This is a genomic window from Flavobacterium sp. (assembly GCF_044357305.1).
In the GTDB taxonomy this organism is placed as follows: domain Bacteria; phylum Bacteroidota; class Bacteroidia; order Flavobacteriales; family Flavobacteriaceae; genus Flavobacterium.
On sequence record NZ_JBIKPS010000002.1, the window covers coordinates 272733 to 290405 of the forward strand.

The window sequence follows — 17673 nt, forward strand, 5'->3', positions numbered from 1 at the left end:
ATGTCAGAAAATTCTAAAGCAACTTCTTCTATTATTTCATTTATCCTTTCGGATGAAATGCTTAATGGTAAAATTACTTTAGATACGGTTTCTCAAGAACATTTAAATGCCTTTGATATTCTTGTAGAATTTCCTTCGCCAATTTCCGCTTTTAGAAATCACGATTATACTTGGGTTGCTATTTCTCAAGATCGAATTGCAAATGATTTTTCCACTAAAGCGATTCGATTACAAAACGGATTGTACGTTCAAGCCAATTGCAATTTGGGAATTTGGGAAGTAAATGCTAAAAATCCGAAGCAATTATTATGGCGATTTAACCCCGAATTTGCTGCGCCAATCACACAATATTGTAACGAAAATAATACTAAAAAGATAGTTTCTGCACAATCGGATTTTGATTTTCCCGAAAAATTAGCTTTATTAATTTCATCCGAAGGAATAGTAGAATTAAGCCGATCCCCAATTCCGTTTTCCGCTATCGCTTGTTTTACCGATCATTGCGATTTTGATACTGCCGAAAATTTAAAGATTCAAAGAGAATTTTTTAAAGAAAAAGGAATCAAAATCACCAAAGGTTTTTTCTTAAATGATTTTTCCAAAAGAGAAGATAACGCTTCGTTTGAAAATAATGCTTCCGAAATTGAGCAATGGCGCCAAGACGGACATGAATTGTGTTACCATTCGTTAACGCAATCCATCCGAAACGATGAAAAAGCCTTTGCAGAATTTCAAAATTTTATTCCGCCTTACCCGAATATTCCAGTTTGGATCGATCACGGATACCAACCTTATAATTTTTCTTTATTTCAAAAAAATGGTGTTTCCAACGACCAGTACGAAGCCACACTTTTAAATAAAAATATTGCGGTACTTTGGAATTATATCGATGCCGGAACTGCAACCTCAGGAGTTCTTAATCAATTGGATTCTAGTCCGTTTAATCTAGAAAAATATTATGCTTCTATAAAAGGAAATTCCTTTTTAAAACGAATGGTTTCCTTGCTGAAAAATATTATTTTTCATTATGATAACGACGAACTTAGAGTACGAAATTATATTGATACCGTATCTTCTACTAAGGCATTATTGGTTAAAAAAGATTGGAGCGCCATTTTTAAGTTGCTAAAAAATGCAATTCCACTAGTCTTACTTTCCTTGAGAGTTTTGTTTGCATGGAATTTGGCTAAGAAAACGACGTACAAAGTTGCAAAATACAGCCCTATTTTCTTTAAACATACAATAGATAAAAAGGAGTTTACAATTTTTCAAACTATTGAATTGGTAGATTTTATTTCGGCATTGACTCCCAAAAACATTGATGCTTTAGTAGAGGCATCGGGCTTGTTTATTGCACATACTTACTTTTCGGTGAACACTAATAATTATGAGGGTAAACTTATAAATTCCGATAACTCCTTGAATGAAAAAGTGGTTGCCAACTTTAATTATTTAGCCCAAAAAATAGAACAAAAAGCCATTTGGAATCCTACATTATCCCAGTTATTGGAATTTTATACCAAGTATCAAAATATCGTTTTGGATATCGATACAAATGGCACTATTTTTATAAAAAATAATTACGATATTCCTTCAAGAAGTATAACATGATAAAATCCTTTTTTACTAAAGACCAAAGTTGGCTAGATAAATGGGACAATTATCTTCAGGAAACTGAAAGAGGATTGTATAATCAATTATCTTTTTGGATAAAAGCCTACAGCGTTTATGGTTTCAATCACGATTTTTACATTGTTACAGATAATGATGAAATAATTGGAGGATGCGGAATAGTGATTGCTAGGTTTTCTATTTTTAAATTTTTAATCGTTCCGAGTGGTCCAGTTTTGGATAAAAATCAAGAACATTTAATTGATTCAATTTTAAATGATTTGAAAGAATATGCTGTTCAAAAGAACTGTTGTTTTTTTCAAATTAATTTACCAATAATTAAAGAAGGGGTTGGTTTTCATGATTATACTTTAGATAAGATTTCATCAAACAGTATTTTTTATAGCGGATTAGAAGGGATGAAATTCAAGTATGTAATTCCGCTTTTTGGAATGCGATTGGTTGATTTGTGTGATAAAACGTTTGATGAGGTTGTTCAAGGATTTGGTTCCAATCATAAAAGAAATTTAAAAAAAGCAAGTTCATTTGATTTTCAATTTCAGCAGGTAAAAACCAAAGAAGCCATTGCAGAAGCTTATAATTGTTTTGTTCAAAATTCCAGAGACAAAGGTTATCCATTACGTTCGTATAATTCTATGAAAGACACGTTGCAGAATTATGTAGCTAATGATCAGGCAATTATTGCGACTTGTGTCTATCAAAATAAAGTAGTGGGAGCAATTTATGTAATGATTTGCGGAAAGCGGCTGATTTATATTAATGGAGGCGTAATAAAAGAATATCACAATTTGCCGATTTCGGTTTATATGCACACTGAATTAATTAAATATTCTATTGAAAAAGGTTACAAAAGTTATGATTTTTCTGTTGGGGGAAGCGAAGGTGTTATAAGATTTAAAGAAGGTTTTGGTAGTCAATTATTCAATTTTGAAAACTCAAGATATTGGGTTTTCAAACCCTTTTATTTTAAAATTTATATTTTTTTAGAGGAAAGAATTAAACCGTATAAGCAATCTATTGCTAGTTTACTATTTATTTTTAAAAAGATTTTAAATAGGGATTAATTAATTTTATAAGTTAAATTTGTTTCATAAAATTCATACAACTACGCAAATAAAAAAATAATCATGAAAATCGAAAATAAAGAATTCTGGGAAATTAGTAACGTAATCGAAGTTCAAGATAGGAATAAAGATGCTGCCAAGTTCGAGTTGTTTATGTTTGAAAAAGCCAAAGAGTTGTATATTTCCAAAGGGACTATTAATACTATAAAAATTTTTGGATGCGGAACCGGTAGAGAAATAAATCATATTGCTAATTTTTATGAACCTACTACAATCATTGCTTCAGATATTTCAGTAAACATGATTGAAAAGTGCAGAGAAAATTTAAAAGAATGGAATATTGATAATATAACAGAAACTAATGTTATGGATGCCAAAGATTATAATAAAGTAGAAAACAAGTTTGATCTAGTAACTATTTTAAACAGCATGCTCACTTATGTTCCTGAAAGTAAAGCTAGAGCTCAAATCTTTAATAATGCTTATAAAATTTTAAAAACGAATGGAGTAATAATTGGAACCGTTCATAATCAGGAAGGGACTTTTTTTAAAACAATGTTCTTTAAAATTAGAAATATATTTTCTTTTTATTACGGGGATAAAGTTGGAAATAGAGTAACTGGTTACAATGGATATAAGGTTCAAGGCTATTATTACACTAAGAATGAATTAATGAAGAATATACAAATGGCGTCTTTTAGAAATATTGAAATTTATTCATTAGAAGAATATAACCAATTGAAAAACATCAAATACAACCGAAAAAAAGGGTATAATAATTTGATTTTTATCGCTCAAAAATAAATCTGTTACGTATAGATTTTTAAGAATATGAAAATAGTATTGCTGGTTCCGGATGGTGTTGCCGTTCGAAACTATATTTATTCCGACTTTATACAAGAATTACATCAAGCCAATTTTGAAGTAGTTCTGTACCACCAAATTCCAACCCCAGCGATACAAGAAATTAAGAAAATTCAAGGTGATTTAATAACTGCTTATTATCGAATTCCTGATTTTAAAGAGCGTTTTATTAGTCGGATATTAAGAGAAAGCATCGCGTATGCTCGTTTGTTGCAAAATTCTAATAAGTTGCAAAACAATACCATTATGCTTTTTTGGAATGGAAAATCCAAAACATTCAAACGAAAGGTTTTGTTGCGAATTTCGGAACTTTTAGGTTTTTGCTTCTCCAAAAATTATTCTTGGATTTTGAAATTAGAAAATTGGTACGAAGCCTCAATTTTGAAGCATCCCACTACTAAAATAATTAAAGCAGAACTTGCTAAAATCAATCCCGATTATATTTTGAATTTGCACCAGCGCGCGGTAACTACTGCTCCAATTATTGCTTTAGCAAAAAAGAAAGGGATTAAAAACGGTACCGTTATTTTCTCTTGGGACAATATTCCAAAGGCACGATTGCTATCTAAATACGATTCCTATTTTGTTTGGTCGGATTTGATGAAATCCGAAATGGAACTACTGTATCCAGAAATAAAAGCGGAAACTATAAAAGTGGTGGGAACTCCACAATTTGAATTTTATTTTAAAGTGCAATTTCAATTATCCAAAGAAGAATTTTTTACTACCTATAATTTAGATATTAATAAAAAGACGGTTTGTTTTTCGGCTAACGATGCATCTTCGCCATACGAAGCCCTTTATTTGGAAGACTTATGTGAGTCGCTAATGCGAATCGAGGAGCCTAACCGACCCCAAATTCTTTTTAGAAAATGTCCGGTAGATGTATCCAATCGATTTGATGTTGTTTTAAATAAATACCATCATTTGGTAATTTCAATTAACCCCGAATGGCGCATTGCATCTGATTTAGAAAATTCTTTTACTGAAATTTACCCCAGTTTTTCGGATATTAGTTTGTTAGTAAATACCGTTTTGCATAGCGATGTGGTGGTAAATTTAGGAAGTACCATGGCGCATGATTTTGCAGTTTATAATAAACCTTGTTTATATTTAAATTACGATCCAGTAAATCCTTCAACTTTTAAAGTAAAGGATGTTTATGGTTTTCAACATTTTAAAAGTATGGCTGAAATAGTTCCTGTGGGATGGATAAACAATCGATTGGATTTTAAAGATAAAATACAGCAAGCATTGGATGATTCAGAAACCACTGGTCCAGATAGATTACAATGGATGCAAAAAATTGTGAAACATCCGCTACAAAATAATAGTCAAAATCTTGCACAAGAAATAAGTATCCTATGCACCTCTGTTTAATTACCCACGAATATCCCAAATCTGGCTTTGCTCATGGCGGAATAGGTAGTTTTTTAAAAACACTTGCTCCAAAATTAGTAGCGCAAGGCATTGAGGTTACTGTGGTAGGTTTGAGTTATGATTACCAAGAAGATTATGAAGAAGACCAAGGAGTACGAATTTTCCGATTGGGATACCAAAATGTAAAACGTTTTGGATGGTTTTATGGATTTAAAGCCATGAATAAAAAAATTGCTGCCATTCATAAAGAAAATCCAATAGATAGTATTGAATCAGCCGAATTGGAATTGGCATTTTTAACTAAAATACCAGGAATAAAGTACGTGATTCGATTGCATGGTGGGCATCATTTTTTTTCCGAATCGGAACACCGAAAAATTGATTTTTGGAAAGGTTTTCAAGAGAAAATATCCTTTAAAAAAGCCGACGCGTTTATAGCCGTTTCCAATTATGTGAAAACAAAAACAAACGAGTTTTTAAGTTTCCACGACAAGCATCTTGTAATGATTAATTATCCCATAGATGTCGATTTTTTTACACCAAAAAATAGTGTTGTAATAAAGAATAGTATAGTTTTTGTAGGTAGTGTTTGCGAAAAAAAAGGCGTTCGTCAATTAATACAGGCTTTTCCTTTAGTTAAGAAACAATTTCCTGAAGCAACATTAGAAATTTATGGACGCGATTGGTTTTTTCCGAGCGGGAAATCCTATATAGAGATGCTTCAAGAAACAGAACTTCCAAAACTAGGAAGCAGTGCTATAGATATCCATTTTCAGGGAAGGGTGAATTATGAAAACATTCCAGAAATTTATGCTCAAGCGCAAGTTTGTGTTTTTCCATCCCACATGGAAACCCAAGGTTTAGTGGCTCCCGAAGCAATGGCGATGGAGAAATTAGTAGTTTTTACCAACCAAGGTCCAGGTCCAGAAACCATAACTAATTTAGAAAATGGATTATTATGTAATCCTTTTAGTCCGCTGGATATTGCGGATAAAATTTGTTGGGCATTTTCAAATGAAGAAAAAGTTGACGTAATTTGTAAAAATGCCCGAAAGAGTGTTTTAGATAAATATGCTGCGGCACTTATTGTCCAAAAAAATATAGATTTTTATACTAAATTAATCCAATAATTGTTGTGAGTTTTTTAATAGTAACCCATGTCGTTCATACCCAAAAAGGCACCGACTTTTTTGCGTATTCGCCTTACGTAAATGAGATGAATATTTGGTTGCGCCATGTAAATTCGGTTACCATTATAGCACCTTTACGAAAAGGGGAGGTTGCATCGTTACAACAAAAATACAATTCTAGTACTATTAATTTTATTGCAGTTCCAGAGTTTTCGTTTATAAATTTTAAAGAAAGTATAAAGGCAATTGGGGTACTTCCAATTATTATTTGGAAACTATTTCGAGCCATGGCTACCACGCAACACATTCACTTACGATGCCCTGGAAATATGGGTTTGTTAGGTAGTTTGGTTCAGATGTTTTTCCCTTTTAAAGCCAAAAGTGCTAAATATGCAGGGAACTGGGATCCAAATGCAAAGCAACCTCTGAGTTATAAGTTTCAAAAATTTCTATTGCGAAATACCTTTTTAACCCACAATATGAAAGTGCTGGTTTATGGTGATTGGAAAAATCAATCTAAAAATATGAAGTCCTTTTTTACAGCAACTTACTCTGAAACGGAAGCTACAACTTTGCCTCCCAAAAGATTAGAGAATAAAATAAAATTTATTTTTGTAGGTTGTTTAGTGAAAGGAAAACAGCCTTTAGTGGCTTTACAACTATTTGAAAGGATACTACAAGACCATCCAAATGCGGAATTATCCTTTTATGGAGAAGGAGTGGAGCATGAAACGTTAGAAACTTATATTGCTAAAAATTCGTTGCAGTCTTCGGTTTTTTTAAGAGGAAATCAAGATCGCGAAACGATGAAAGAAATCTATCAAAATAGTCATTTTTTAATGCTTCCTTCCAAAAGTGAGGGTTGGCCTAAAGTGGTTGCTGAAGCTATGTTTTGGGGATGTTTGCCCATTGCTAGTTCGGTTTCTTGTGTACCATATATGTTGGATTTTGGAAAAAGAGGAATTATTTTGGAGGCTATTTTGGAGCAAAATATTAAGGTAATTCAGGAACTACTTGTGAATCCTTTAGAATGTGAAAAAAGGAGAATTGCTGCAATGCAATGGTCACGTTACTACACCCTTGAAAAATTCGAAAAAGAGGTAACTAAAATTGTGACACCATGCGAATAGTGCAACTAATTGATTCGTTGGACATTGGCGGTGCCGAAAAAATGGCGGTTAGTTATGCTAATTCGTTAGCGAAATGTATTGAATTTTCAGGTTTGGTTTCTACTAGAAAAGAAGGGGAATTAAAAAATAGTATTCAGGAAGGTGTTTCTTATTTGTTTTTAAACAAAAAGAAAAGCTTTGATTTTAAAGCTATTCTGAAATTAAGGAATTACTGTAAAAATAATAAAGTGCAAATTATTCAAGCGCATTCGAGTTCTTTTTTTCTAGCTTGTATGGTAAAATTGCTACTTCCAAGTGTTGCTGTTATTTGGCACGATCATTATGGGAATTTTGTTACGCCAAAGCGTAAAAATTCTTTTTTTATTCGAATTTTCTCTGTTCTATTTCAAGGGGTAATTGCTGTGAATTTGGACTTAGAAGCATGGTCTAAAAAGAACTTATTTTGTAAAAATGTTATTTATTTGCAAAATTATATTTCTGAAAATAAGAATTATACCAGCGAAACAACGTTGCATGGAATTGAAGGTAAAAGAGTATTGTATTTGGCAAATTTACGACCTCAAAAAAATCATTTAATGTTGGTGGAAGTAGTTAATAGCATTCGTAAAAACTTTCCAGATTGGACTTTTCATTTGGTGGGAAGTGACTTAAAGGATACTTATTCCGAAACCATAAAATCTAAAATAAAAGAATACCAATTAGAAGAAGTTATTTTTTTATATGGTGCTAAAAAGGACATCGAAAGTATTATTAATCAATCGGATGTTGGTGTGTTTACCTCTAATTCCGAAGGTTTACCAGTTGCTTTGTTAGAATTTGGAATGTTTAAAAAGCCAGTTGTTACTACGAATGTTGGACAGATTCCTTTTGTAGTTAAGGACAATTTTTCAGGATTTATTTCAGAACCAAAGGAGGTAGTAGCATTTTCAACTAATTTAGCAACAATTCTGAAGGATGAAAAATTAAGAGTTAAATTTGGAGACGAACTGCATAAATCGATTGTAGAAAATTATACTGAACAAGTTGTTATTAGTAACTATATTTCTTGGGTTTCCAAAATAAAATTATAATCACCAATGCAAAATAAACATTATTTAGCGTTACTTTTTAGTCATGTTCTTTTGGGATTACTAATCTTTTATGTCCCATTTCTTGCTAAAATTTATGGCTACGCTATTTTAGGAATAGGTATTTTTATTGTTGTGATGACTAAAAATAAAAATAACGAAGTACTCTATATTTGCTCCTATATTGTTGGTAGTGAGGTTTTTTTGAGAATGACCGATGGAAGTCCTAATCATGAATTTGGAAAATATTCTATTATTGTTTTTATGCTTATTGGAATAATATATTCTGGTTTTTCAAAATTAGCATCCCTTTATTGGCTTTTTTTGGTTTTATTGATTCCGTCAATCTACATTGCTGGAGATACTATTGCTTACGATATAGATTTTCGTAATAAAATTGCCTTTAATATATCGGGTCCTATTTGTTTGGGAATAACTTCTGTGTACGTTATTGGAAAAAAAATAACAGTTTTGGAAGTTGGTAATTTACTTCTACTTATAGGTCTGCCTATTATTACTATGGCAGTTTACGTTTCTATATATACTTTTGATATTAAATCGGCTTTAATTGGAACGGGCTCTAATTCGGATTTGTCTGGTGGTTTTGGTCCAAATCAAGTGGCAACTATTTTAGGGCTTGGAATGTTTGTTTTTTTTGTAAGAAGTATTTTATTTTCTAAAACAAAACTTATTTTCTTGCTCAATTTATTTATTGTTTTTTATTTTAGTTATCGTGGTCTTTTAACTTTTTCTAGAGGTGGAATGATGACAGGATTCGGAATGATAGGCATTTTTATCTTCTTCATATACCTACATTCTAGACATAGTGGAAAAGTGAAGTTAAATTACTTATTAATCAGTCTTAGTGTACTTTTCTTTCTTACATGGTCGTATACTTCTTTTTTAACCGACGGCTTGATTAATAAACGGTATGCTGGTCAAAATGCTCACGGAATTGAAAAAAACGATATATTTTCTGGAAGAACAGAGTTGGCGGTAGATGAAATTGAAATGTTCTTAGACAATCCAGTATTTGGAATTGGAGTAGGTAAGGGAACCGAAATTCGTACCCAAAAAAATGGGTATCTAACGGCTTCTCATAATGAAATCACCCGAATGTTAGCCGAACATGGGTCACTTGGAGTAATAGCACTATTATTATTAATAGTTACTCCTATTGTTTTTTATTATGGAAATAAACAAAATATTTTCTTGTTTTCATTTTTCTTTTTTTGGTTTCTAACCATTAATCATGCAGCAATGCGAACGGCATCTCCATGTTTTATTTATGCACTTGCCTTATTAAATATTCGATTTGATGACAAATAGAAAAATCCTCTATATTGGAAATAAATTATCCAATCATGGATCCACTATTACTGTAATGGAAACTTTAGGCAGTTTGCTATCTTCTGAAGGCTATACGGTTTACTATGCGTCTTCGCATAAGAATATTTTCTTTCGCTTTTTAGATATGATTTTTGCTACAATTTACCATTCTAAAAGTGGTGATTACGTGGTGATTGATACTTATAGCACTCTAAATTTTTGGTATGCTTTTTTTGTCAGTCAAACGTGCCGATTGTTTAAATTAAAATATATCCCATTTCTTCATGGTGGAAATTTGCCAAATAGAATAGACAAAAACCCATTTATTTGTAATTTGATTTTCAATAATGCGTACCGAATTGTAGCACCTTCAAAATATTTATATAATGCTTTTAAAGATAAATATTCTAATGGCTTAATTTCTATTCCAAATTCAATTGAGATTGAAAATTATCCGTTTTACATAAGAGAAATGAAGGTTCCTAAACTGCTTTGGGTTCGCTCTTTTTCGCCTATTTACAATCCTAAAATGGCAATTCAAGTGCTTTTGGAATTGCAGAAAAGCTATCCAGATGCACAACTTACAATGGTTGGTCCGGATATTAAAAATTACAGAAACGAATGCGAATTATTTGCAAAGGAACATAACGTAAATGTAAATTTTACAGGGGCACTTTCTAAATCAGAATGGATTTCACTCTCAAAAACACATAATATTTTTATTAATACGTCCAATTTTGATAATATGCCAGTTTCTGTAATAGAAGCAATGGCGTTAGGTTTACCAATAATTTCTACCAATGTTGGAGGAATTCCTTTTCTAATTTCAGATCAGAAAGAAGGTGTTTTAGTGCAAGAGAATGATTATATAGAAATGAATTTAGCAATAAAGAAGTTGTTTTTAAACCAAGATTTCACTATAACTTTAATCACTAATGCTAGAAAGAAAGTAGAGTCATATGATTGGCAAATAATTAAATTGCAGTGGTTAGAAATGTTAATGTAACTTGATTGTTTTAATATTTTACTAACTTGCAGTTTTTAAACTCGAAATTTAATGTATAAGAATAAGAAAATTCACTTCGAAGTATCCGAACGAAAAATTCTTCTCAAGGTTTTTGATCTGATTTTTGTATTTCTTTCCCTATTTTTGGTGAGTTATTTCTTTGATTTCAAGTATTTTAGATTCTCTACTACTAACTATTATTGGACTTTAGTATTAGTCTTGTATCTTAATATTTTTGGTTCTGTTTTTGAAATGTATAATCTTCAAGTGGCTAGTAGTCAATTTCAAATAATACGTAGTATAATCCTAACTACATGCACTACTGTTTTGTTTTATTTATTAACTCCTGTTTATACTCCATTTTTACCATCTAATAGGTTACAAATAGTTATGTTTTTTGTAGCTATTTTCTTTTCATTATTAGCATGGAGAATATTTTATTTAAAATTTTTAGCCTCTCATCGATTTGTTAAGAAAGCCATATTAGTATGTGATGAAGACCAACTTGATGAACTCGTTTTAGGACTTATAAATGCCGATCCACATTATAAAATCATAGGTTTTGTTAATTCGGATGTAAATTCAGAAATAGTAAATATAAGTGCAATTAATCCTATTCCACTAAATGAATTAGATAATTATGTAAGAAATAATAATATTTCCGAAATTGTAATCGCTTCCCAAAAAACCGAAGCAATTACTGTGGGCTTATACAATCAATTAATTCATTTGCTTGAAAACGGTTTTATTATTAGAGAATATACACATGTCTATGAAGCTATTACCCAACGCATTCCTGTGCATTATGTTTCAAGAGATTTTTATAGGTATTTTCCATTTAGTAGAAGCAATCAAAATAAACTATATCTTTCCTTTGTTCGGATTTCAGAAATTGTTTTTTCCCTCATCGGATTAGCTATTGGATTGCTATTTGTGCCATTAATATATATTGGAAATTTAGTAGGTAATAAAGGTTCTCTTTTTTACAGCCAAGAAAGAATAGGTAAAAATGGTTCTGTTTTTAAAATATACAAATATCGAACGATGGTTCAAAACGCCGAAGTCAATGGTGCCGTATTTACTACTATTAATGATTCGAGAATTACCGCTTTTGGAAAATTTCTCCGTAAAACTAGATTGGATGAATTCCCTCAATTTTTAAATATTCTAAAAGGTGATATGGGAATTATTGGGCCAAGACCCGAACGCCCGATATTTGTAAATGAAATTGCTGAGGTCATGCCGTTTTACGAAACCCGTCACGTTATGAAACCCGGACTTACAGGTTGGGCTCAAGTTAATTATTCGTATGGAGATTCTATTGAGGATAGCTTGGTAAAATTACAATACGACTTGTATTATATCAAGCACCGAAGTATCTTTTTAGATATAGATATTGTCATTAAAACCTTTAGTACCGTACTGTTTTATAGAGGTCAATAAATTTATTTACGTTCTGATTTTTGTAATTTCCAAAGCATATAGGCAGTTGCCGCAATGAAAGGTAACATTAACCAAACATGTGGTTTTGTTAATAGTAGTAAACTATATATTCCTAAAAAAACAAAACAAGTTTGAATTAATTTTTTGAACCATTTACCTTTCAAAAAGGGCAATAACAAAAACAAAGGATTGAATAGTAATGCGTTGTAGTTCCATAACAATTCTTTGTGAAGCGAATACAATCCTACTAAAGATAAGAATAATCCTAGTAATCCTGCAACAAATAGGTACGTTACAAATACTTTTTTCTTATTGGTTACAACCAAAAGCAATAGGAGTAGAGCTATAAAATAAATGCTATCTACAAATGAAAATCCAGATTCTAATTCGTTTCCTTGAATTAGCGTTTCTTTTTTTATCACTAAAGGAATACCATTTATTTTAGCTTTATCCAAACTGTGCATTAATTCTGATGGAAGAAAAAGTTTTACCGCTTTGTTATCTGTTTTAGCACCAAAAATAATGTTGATTCCTAGTTTGTAATAAAAATGATTCGCAAAATACGGATACAACAATTCTCTGTAAGAAATGGAAGTATCATCTACTTTTTGAATCAACTCTTTTCCAATCATTTTATTGATTTTTTCCACTACCATCGTAGTACAATTCCGATCGATAAATTTGTAGGTATAACTGCGTTCTTCTGAAAATAAAGAGGCATTTAATAAATCAAAAAGTTCTTGTTTTTGCGTAGGCGAAAAATTTAAGGTTTGTTCAATAACCTCTCTTTTTTCCATTTGGTATTCGTAGATGAAATCGTTATAAGATGAAGCATTGATAAAATACTGCAAATCTCCTTTTACAAATTTCAAATAAAAATTTTCGGTATTAAAATCGAAGGCGCCATAATTATAAACCACATCTAGATTGGTGTTTTCGTCTTTTATTCGGATAGCAGTGTGTCCAAAAGTAGTGTACAATTCATTTCCTCTGCCACAGGTAAAAATACTAACAGTGGCTTTATTGGATAAGGGAGTATTTTGCGAAAAGCTTAAAAAAGAAAGTAAAAGGAATACTACGGAAAGTAATTTTTTCATCATAATTGTATTATCTAAAAATGCTTAAATCTACTTTCAATGAAAAAATATTAGAATATAAAGCAGCACTTTGATCTCCTAAATCAGTTAAAGCATAATCAATTTGAATTCCTTTATATTTGAATCCAAGTCCGATATTAGGTTGAAATCCAATTCGTTTGGTATTGTCAATTTGGGTTACTGTTTGAAAATTCCCAAATCCGGCTCTAAGAAAAACCAAGTCGGTATAGCCATATTCAAATCCAAAGGCAGGATCAATACTCACCAAACTGGAAGAAATAATATCGTTGGTTCTAGCAAATTGCATGTTTAAATTTCCGGATGCTAATAAACTCGTTTCGTTGTGGAATTCAATTTTTTTAGACATACCAAATTGTGCTTTTGGCATGGTGATTTCGGTGCTTTCTGGTAATTCTTGATTTTGTCCAGCAACCGTATTTTTAATTTTATTGTATTCCTCTTCATTAATATTCCACACATTATAAGTTGTAGTAATATCGCGAAGCATCAATCCAAAATGCCAATCGTTCCGTTCCCATTGCAAACCAAAGTCAAAACCAAATCCCCAAGAATTGGCAAAATCTCCAATCACACGGCGAATTATTTTGGAATTCACACCATATTGAAAGCCAGGAAGTTTTAATTTCCGTGCATACGAAAAGGTAAAACCATAATCGGCTGTAGAGAATTTGCTTATTCGGTTGTAATCAATATTTCCGCTAGCATCAATAAGTTGGGTGGTGTTTAAAATATCATCTACCCCAAAACGAATCATTGATATTCCCCAAGCGCTTTCATTATCAATAGGTTTTGCGTAAGCCGCATAATCGTATTGCGCTATATTTGCAAAATAACTAGCGTGCATGACGGCCACTTGACCGTCTTCAAGACCCATTAAACCTGCGGGATTCCAATAGCCTGAATTTACATCGTGGGTATTTGCAACTACGGCATTCGACATTCCCAATGCAGCAGCATCTACACCAATATTCATAAACTCATTAGAATATTTTCTAACTGCTTGACTGTAGCCTAGAGTAGTAACTATAAGAAAAAAGAATACTTTTTGGTTCAATTGTAATGCTTTTGAAAACCGAAGTTTTGTTAATTTATTGGATGTCAAAAATAGAAATTATTACCGAGTTTATTTCGTCCTTTAGTAAAATATGTTCGTTAAGAATTTTCAATTAAAAAATCTCTATAAAAAACGTACTTCCCTTTAACTTATTGTGCTAAATTTGTCAATTAAAAATTAAAAGCATGAGCCTCAAAAAACACATTCCGAATTTTATCACCCTTCTAAATTTATTTTGCGGATGCATTGCCATAATAATGGTTGCCGATTTAAAATTTGACATGGCATTTTACTTTGTTGCTTTAGGGATATTTTTTGATTTTTTTGATGGGTTTTTTGCTCGAAAATTTAACGTTGCTGGACCTTTGGGAGTGCAATTGGATTCCTTGGCCGATATGGTAACTAGTGGTGTTGTGCCAGGCTTTGTAATGTTTTGCATGTTAACCAACGGTAATTATTCTACTAATCTTACTGTGCCTTATTTAGGTTTTATAATAACGCTTGGCGCATGTTATCGCTTAGCAAATTTTAATATTGATACCCGCCAATCGGATTCGTTTATTGGTTTACCAACTCCAGCCAATACTTTGTTTATTATGAGTTTGCCTTTGGTAACCAATTCTTTTGTAGGACCTTACATTCAAAATTCTTGGGTTTTAATAATAATCACGATTTTAAGTGCTTATATAATGAATGCTGAAATTCCGTTATTTTCATTAAAAATTAAAAATTTCAGTTTCCAGAAATACAAATTACAAATCGGATTTTTAGTAGTGTCTCTTATTATGATTGCTACTTTGCAGTTTCTTGCCGTTCCGTTGGTAATAATAACCTATGTTTTATTATCGGTTGTAAATAATATTTTGGCAAAAAAGGAGTTATAAAGAGGTATTAAGATCAAAGTATTAAGAATTAAGACTTGTTTTAATCCAAAGACCTTTGGGATTTGGAATTTTAAACTTTGGATTTTACACCTTTATGGCAAAAACTACTACTCGAAAACCACCAATTCGCAGAAAAACTTCCAAAAAAAAGAAGTCGGTTTTTCCTATTAAAATAATTCTGATTTCTGTTTTATTTCTCGGATTAGTTTATGGTGCTTACCATTATAGAACTGCCATTCGTTATTATCTTACTTCCAAATCAGAAAGAAAAGCCAAAGAAGATAAAGTGGCTCAGGCTCGAATATTTCAAATATTAAAAGCCCATAAAGAGTTAACTTTTGGTTTGGATGTATCGCAATTTCAAGGGGATATTAATTGGACAGAAGTTGATTCAATAGAAAGCAAGTTTCCGTTACATTTTGTGTTTATTCGTGCTTCGGCTGGATCCGATAAACAAGATTCTCGTTTTGCAGAAAATTGGAAACAAGCAAAGCAACAGCATTTTATTCGAGGTGCTTACCATTATTACCGTCCAAACGAAAACTCAATAGAGCAAGCCGACAATTTTATAAAAGTAGTTTCTCTGCGTAAAGGTGATTTGCCTCCCGTTTTAGATATTGAAAAATTACCCAAAAACCAATCGATAGATAGTTTGAAAGTAGGGTTGAAGCGCTGGTTGGCTAAAGTAGATGCCCATTATAAAGTACGTCCAATAATTTATACAGGCGAGAAATACTACAATGATTTTTTAAAAGAAGAATTTAAAGGCTATACTTTTTGGGTTGCCAATTATAATTTTTTTGTTGAAAATATTAAAGACGATTGGTTATTTTGGCAGTTTACTCAAAAAGCCAGAATTAACGGAATTGATGAAAACGTAGATATTAACATCTATAACGGGACCCCGCAGATGTTGCAATATTTGACTATATCCAATTGATGGTTTATTTTTTATAATACCATTCCTAAATATCTTTAGATAGTATTTCATGAAATTTGGTTTTTTCTATAGTTGTCCTGCTATTAATTATTTTAATTAGCTTGAACAGCTTAATTCTTTTTGGAACCTACTTACATGTAAATTTTATAAATATTTATCTCTATCCTATAACATTAATAATTTGCATTTTTTTGATCTTTATAAGAAATTCTTTGGAGACCAGAAACCAAAAAAATAAACGGGGTGCCACCGAAAAACCATAGGAGTAGGAAATTAAATTTTATGAAATGACAAAAATTACTTTATTTCTTGCAATGGTACTCATTAACTTATTGAGTTTTAAAAGTACCGCTCAAGCAAGTTGGAATTTACAAACAAATCCTGTTCAAACTACTGCAAATGTTGGGAAAATACAATTTGTGAGCGCTACGGAAGGTTGGGTATCTATATCTCCTGGATTTCTTCTTCATACCACGAATGCAGGTACCACTTGGATTGAAACGGCAAATCCATTTCCTAGTGATGTTGTTAGTTCGCTTTCTAATCCTGCAGAAAATTTGCATTTTATTAATGCAACTACTGGTTGGGTTATTAAAACATTAGGAACCGAAAGCAGCCCCCAAGGAGCAGTCGTCTACAAAACTACTAATAGTGGTAATAGTTGGCAAAGAAGCGTTATTTCGCAAGTGGCGGGCGATGCTGGTATTCAAATTCAATTTGTTGATGCTTTTAATGGATGGCTCATTGTTTATAATATGACCACTAATGTTCCTACTTTTTTAAAAACCTCCGATGGAGGTACTACTTGGGCAACAACTAATGGAGGCGGAATATTTTATTATAAGGATGCCAATAATGGTTGGGCATATTCAGCTGGCCCTACACTTCCTCCTCCTTATACTTTTTACAAAACCACTAATGGTGGCGCTAATTGGACTCCTCAATATACCGATAATACTACAGGTCAATTAAATGCAATGCAATTTACTGACCTTAATCATGGGTGGATTGTAGGCGATAACGGAAAAGTATTTGCAACTACTAATGGTGGTACTACATGGAATGCAATCACTAATTTGGGGTTAACTTCTAATCATAAATGTACTTCTGTATTTTTTTTAAATTCTAATGTAGGTTGGATCAGTAGTCAATTACAAAGCTCAATGGATACTGCTATTGTAAAACACACAACTGATGGAGGTGCTACTTGGACAACGCAAACAACTCCGGTTCATTCCCCTAACAGTATTTATTTTTGGGCTGAAAATAATGGTTGGCTGACTTCCGATGATAATTTGCTAGCGCATTATTCGGATACTATGAATACAGAAGAAAATAGTATTTCTAAAATATTAGTATATCCAAATCCAAACGCTGGAACCTTTTTTATTAAAGGAAACGGAATTTCTACCCAAATAAGTATAGAAATATATGATATTTTAGGAAGACAAGTTTACCAAAACAATAACTTCAACTTGGCATCCGCCTCCGATATTAGTATTAATAACAAAGGTGTCTACATCTTGCAAGTTACTGATGGAACTGCTATTTATAAAGAAAAGATTCTCATTAAATAAATAATTGGCAAAATCTATAAAATCCGTTTCAATTAAGTTGAAACGGATTTTTTTT

The 17673-nt window shown here is 31.8% G+C and carries 15 protein-coding genes; 13 read left to right on the forward strand and 2 right to left on the reverse strand.

Annotation, left to right across the window (positions count from 1 at the left end; translation table 11 throughout):
- The 10 genes from ACIQ2J_RS03205 (at position 1) to ACIQ2J_RS03250 (ending at position 12045) form a co-directional block, all read left to right on the forward strand.
- Positions 1-1611, forward strand: a complete 1611-nt coding sequence (locus tag ACIQ2J_RS03205; RefSeq protein ID WP_396166619.1) for a hypothetical protein — start codon at positions 1-3, stop codon at positions 1609-1611.
- Positions 1608-2696 (forward strand): lipid II:glycine glycyltransferase FemX, encoded by a 1089-nt coding sequence (locus ACIQ2J_RS03210; protein ID WP_396166621.1) that lies wholly within the window; start codon positions 1608-1610, stop codon positions 2694-2696. Before ACIQ2J_RS03205 ends, ACIQ2J_RS03210 begins: the two co-directional genes overlap by 4 nt.
- 63 nt (positions 2697-2759) lie before the next feature.
- Positions 2760-3500 carry a class I SAM-dependent methyltransferase gene (locus tag ACIQ2J_RS03215; RefSeq protein ID WP_396166623.1) on the forward strand — a complete coding sequence of 247 codons (741 nt, stop codon included), beginning with the start codon at positions 2760-2762 and terminating at the stop codon, positions 3498-3500.
- 27 nt (positions 3501-3527) lie between these two features.
- Positions 3528-4940: a hypothetical protein gene (locus ACIQ2J_RS03220; RefSeq protein ID WP_396166626.1), complete on the forward strand. Its 1413-nt coding sequence runs from the start codon at positions 3528-3530 to the stop codon at positions 4938-4940.
- Entirely contained in the window at positions 4925-6070 is a 1146-nt protein-coding gene (locus ACIQ2J_RS03225) for a glycosyltransferase family 4 protein (RefSeq protein WP_396166628.1), read from the forward strand. Before ACIQ2J_RS03220 ends, ACIQ2J_RS03225 begins: the two co-directional genes overlap by 16 nt.
- Before the next feature lie 5 nt (positions 6071-6075).
- The gene (locus ACIQ2J_RS03230) at positions 6076-7200 is read left to right on the forward strand and encodes a glycosyltransferase family 4 protein (protein WP_396166630.1); all 1125 of its coding nucleotides are present in this window, start codon (positions 6076-6078) and stop codon (positions 7198-7200) included.
- The gene (locus tag ACIQ2J_RS03235) at positions 7191-8270 is read left to right on the forward strand and encodes a glycosyltransferase family 4 protein (RefSeq protein ID WP_396166634.1); all 1080 of its coding nucleotides are present in this window, start codon (positions 7191-7193) and stop codon (positions 8268-8270) included. The genes ACIQ2J_RS03230 and ACIQ2J_RS03235 overlap by 10 nt, the downstream gene beginning before the upstream one ends.
- Positions 8271-8276: 6 nt before the next feature.
- Positions 8277-9596 (forward strand): O-antigen ligase family protein, encoded by a 1320-nt coding sequence (locus ACIQ2J_RS03240; RefSeq protein WP_396166637.1) that lies wholly within the window; start codon positions 8277-8279, stop codon positions 9594-9596.
- Positions 9586-10602, forward strand: coding sequence for a glycosyltransferase family 4 protein (locus ACIQ2J_RS03245; protein WP_396166639.1), 1017 nt, complete (start codon positions 9586-9588; stop codon positions 10600-10602). Before ACIQ2J_RS03240 ends, ACIQ2J_RS03245 begins: the two co-directional genes overlap by 11 nt.
- Positions 10603-10653: 51 nt before the next feature.
- Positions 10654-12045, forward strand: coding sequence for an exopolysaccharide biosynthesis polyprenyl glycosylphosphotransferase (locus ACIQ2J_RS03250; protein WP_396166642.1), 1392 nt, complete (start codon positions 10654-10656; stop codon positions 12043-12045).
- A gap of 2 nt (positions 12046-12047) precedes the next feature.
- Here ACIQ2J_RS03250 and ACIQ2J_RS03255 read toward each other — a convergent pair whose 3' ends face one another.
- Positions 12048-13145, reverse strand: a complete 1098-nt coding sequence (locus tag ACIQ2J_RS03255) for a DUF4105 domain-containing protein (protein WP_396166644.1) — start codon at positions 13143-13145, stop codon at positions 12048-12050.
- A gap of 7 nt (positions 13146-13152) precedes the next feature.
- Complete coding sequence (locus ACIQ2J_RS03260) at positions 13153-14136, reverse strand: PorV/PorQ family protein (RefSeq protein ID WP_396166666.1); 984 nt, start codon at positions 14134-14136, stop codon at positions 13153-13155.
- A gap of 266 nt (positions 14137-14402) precedes the next feature.
- On the opposite strand from ACIQ2J_RS03260, the gene ACIQ2J_RS03265 reads away from it, so the two are divergent.
- The 3 genes from ACIQ2J_RS03265 to ACIQ2J_RS03275 all read left to right on the forward strand — a co-directional run bounded on the left by ACIQ2J_RS03265 (position 14403) and on the right by ACIQ2J_RS03275 (position 17618).
- Positions 14403-15101, forward strand: a complete 699-nt coding sequence (locus ACIQ2J_RS03265; protein ID WP_396166647.1) for a CDP-alcohol phosphatidyltransferase family protein — start codon at positions 14403-14405, stop codon at positions 15099-15101.
- A gap of 94 nt (positions 15102-15195) precedes the next feature.
- Positions 15196-16041, forward strand: a complete 846-nt coding sequence (locus ACIQ2J_RS03270) for a GH25 family lysozyme (protein ID WP_396166649.1) — start codon at positions 15196-15198, stop codon at positions 16039-16041.
- 287 nt (positions 16042-16328) lie between these two features.
- On the forward strand, positions 16329-17618 hold the full coding sequence (locus tag ACIQ2J_RS03275; RefSeq protein ID WP_396166651.1) for a YCF48-related protein: 1290 nt from the start codon (positions 16329-16331) through the stop codon (positions 17616-17618).
- Positions 17619-17673 lie beyond the last annotated feature (55 nt).

What these genes read in the sequence shown, in the direction of transcription:
- ACIQ2J_RS03205 (WP_396166619.1), top strand. Translation starts at nt 1, where the DNA reads ATGTCAGAAAATTCTAAAGCAACTTCTTCTATTATTTCATTTATCCTT.
- ACIQ2J_RS03210 (WP_396166621.1), top strand. Translation starts at nt 1,608, where the DNA reads ATGATAAAATCCTTTTTTACTAAAGACCAAAGTTGGCTAGATAAATGG.
- ACIQ2J_RS03215 (WP_396166623.1), top strand. Translation starts at nt 2,760, where the DNA reads ATGAAAATCGAAAATAAAGAATTCTGGGAAATTAGTAACGTAATCGAA.
- ACIQ2J_RS03220 (WP_396166626.1), top strand. Translation starts at nt 3,528, where the DNA reads ATGAAAATAGTATTGCTGGTTCCGGATGGTGTTGCCGTTCGAAACTAT.
- ACIQ2J_RS03225 (WP_396166628.1), top strand. Translation starts at nt 4,925, where the DNA reads ATGCACCTCTGTTTAATTACCCACGAATATCCCAAATCTGGCTTTGCT.
- ACIQ2J_RS03235 (WP_396166634.1), top strand. Translation starts at nt 7,191, where the DNA reads ATGCGAATAGTGCAACTAATTGATTCGTTGGACATTGGCGGTGCCGAA.
- ACIQ2J_RS03240 (WP_396166637.1), top strand. Translation starts at nt 8,277, where the DNA reads ATGCAAAATAAACATTATTTAGCGTTACTTTTTAGTCATGTTCTTTTG.
- ACIQ2J_RS03245 (WP_396166639.1), top strand. Translation starts at nt 9,586, where the DNA reads ATGACAAATAGAAAAATCCTCTATATTGGAAATAAATTATCCAATCAT.
- ACIQ2J_RS03250 (WP_396166642.1), top strand. Translation starts at nt 10,654, where the DNA reads ATGTATAAGAATAAGAAAATTCACTTCGAAGTATCCGAACGAAAAATT.
- ACIQ2J_RS03255 (WP_396166644.1), bottom strand. Translation starts at nt 13,145, where the DNA reads ATGATGAAAAAATTACTTTCCGTAGTATTCCTTTTACTTTCTTTTTTA.
- ACIQ2J_RS03260 (WP_396166666.1), bottom strand. Translation starts at nt 14,136, where the DNA reads ATGAATATTGGTGTAGATGCTGCTGCATTGGGAATGTCGAATGCCGTA.
- ACIQ2J_RS03265 (WP_396166647.1), top strand. Translation starts at nt 14,403, where the DNA reads ATGAGCCTCAAAAAACACATTCCGAATTTTATCACCCTTCTAAATTTA.
- ACIQ2J_RS03270 (WP_396166649.1), top strand. Translation starts at nt 15,196, where the DNA reads ATGGCAAAAACTACTACTCGAAAACCACCAATTCGCAGAAAAACTTCC.
- ACIQ2J_RS03275 (WP_396166651.1), top strand. Translation starts at nt 16,329, where the DNA reads ATGACAAAAATTACTTTATTTCTTGCAATGGTACTCATTAACTTATTG.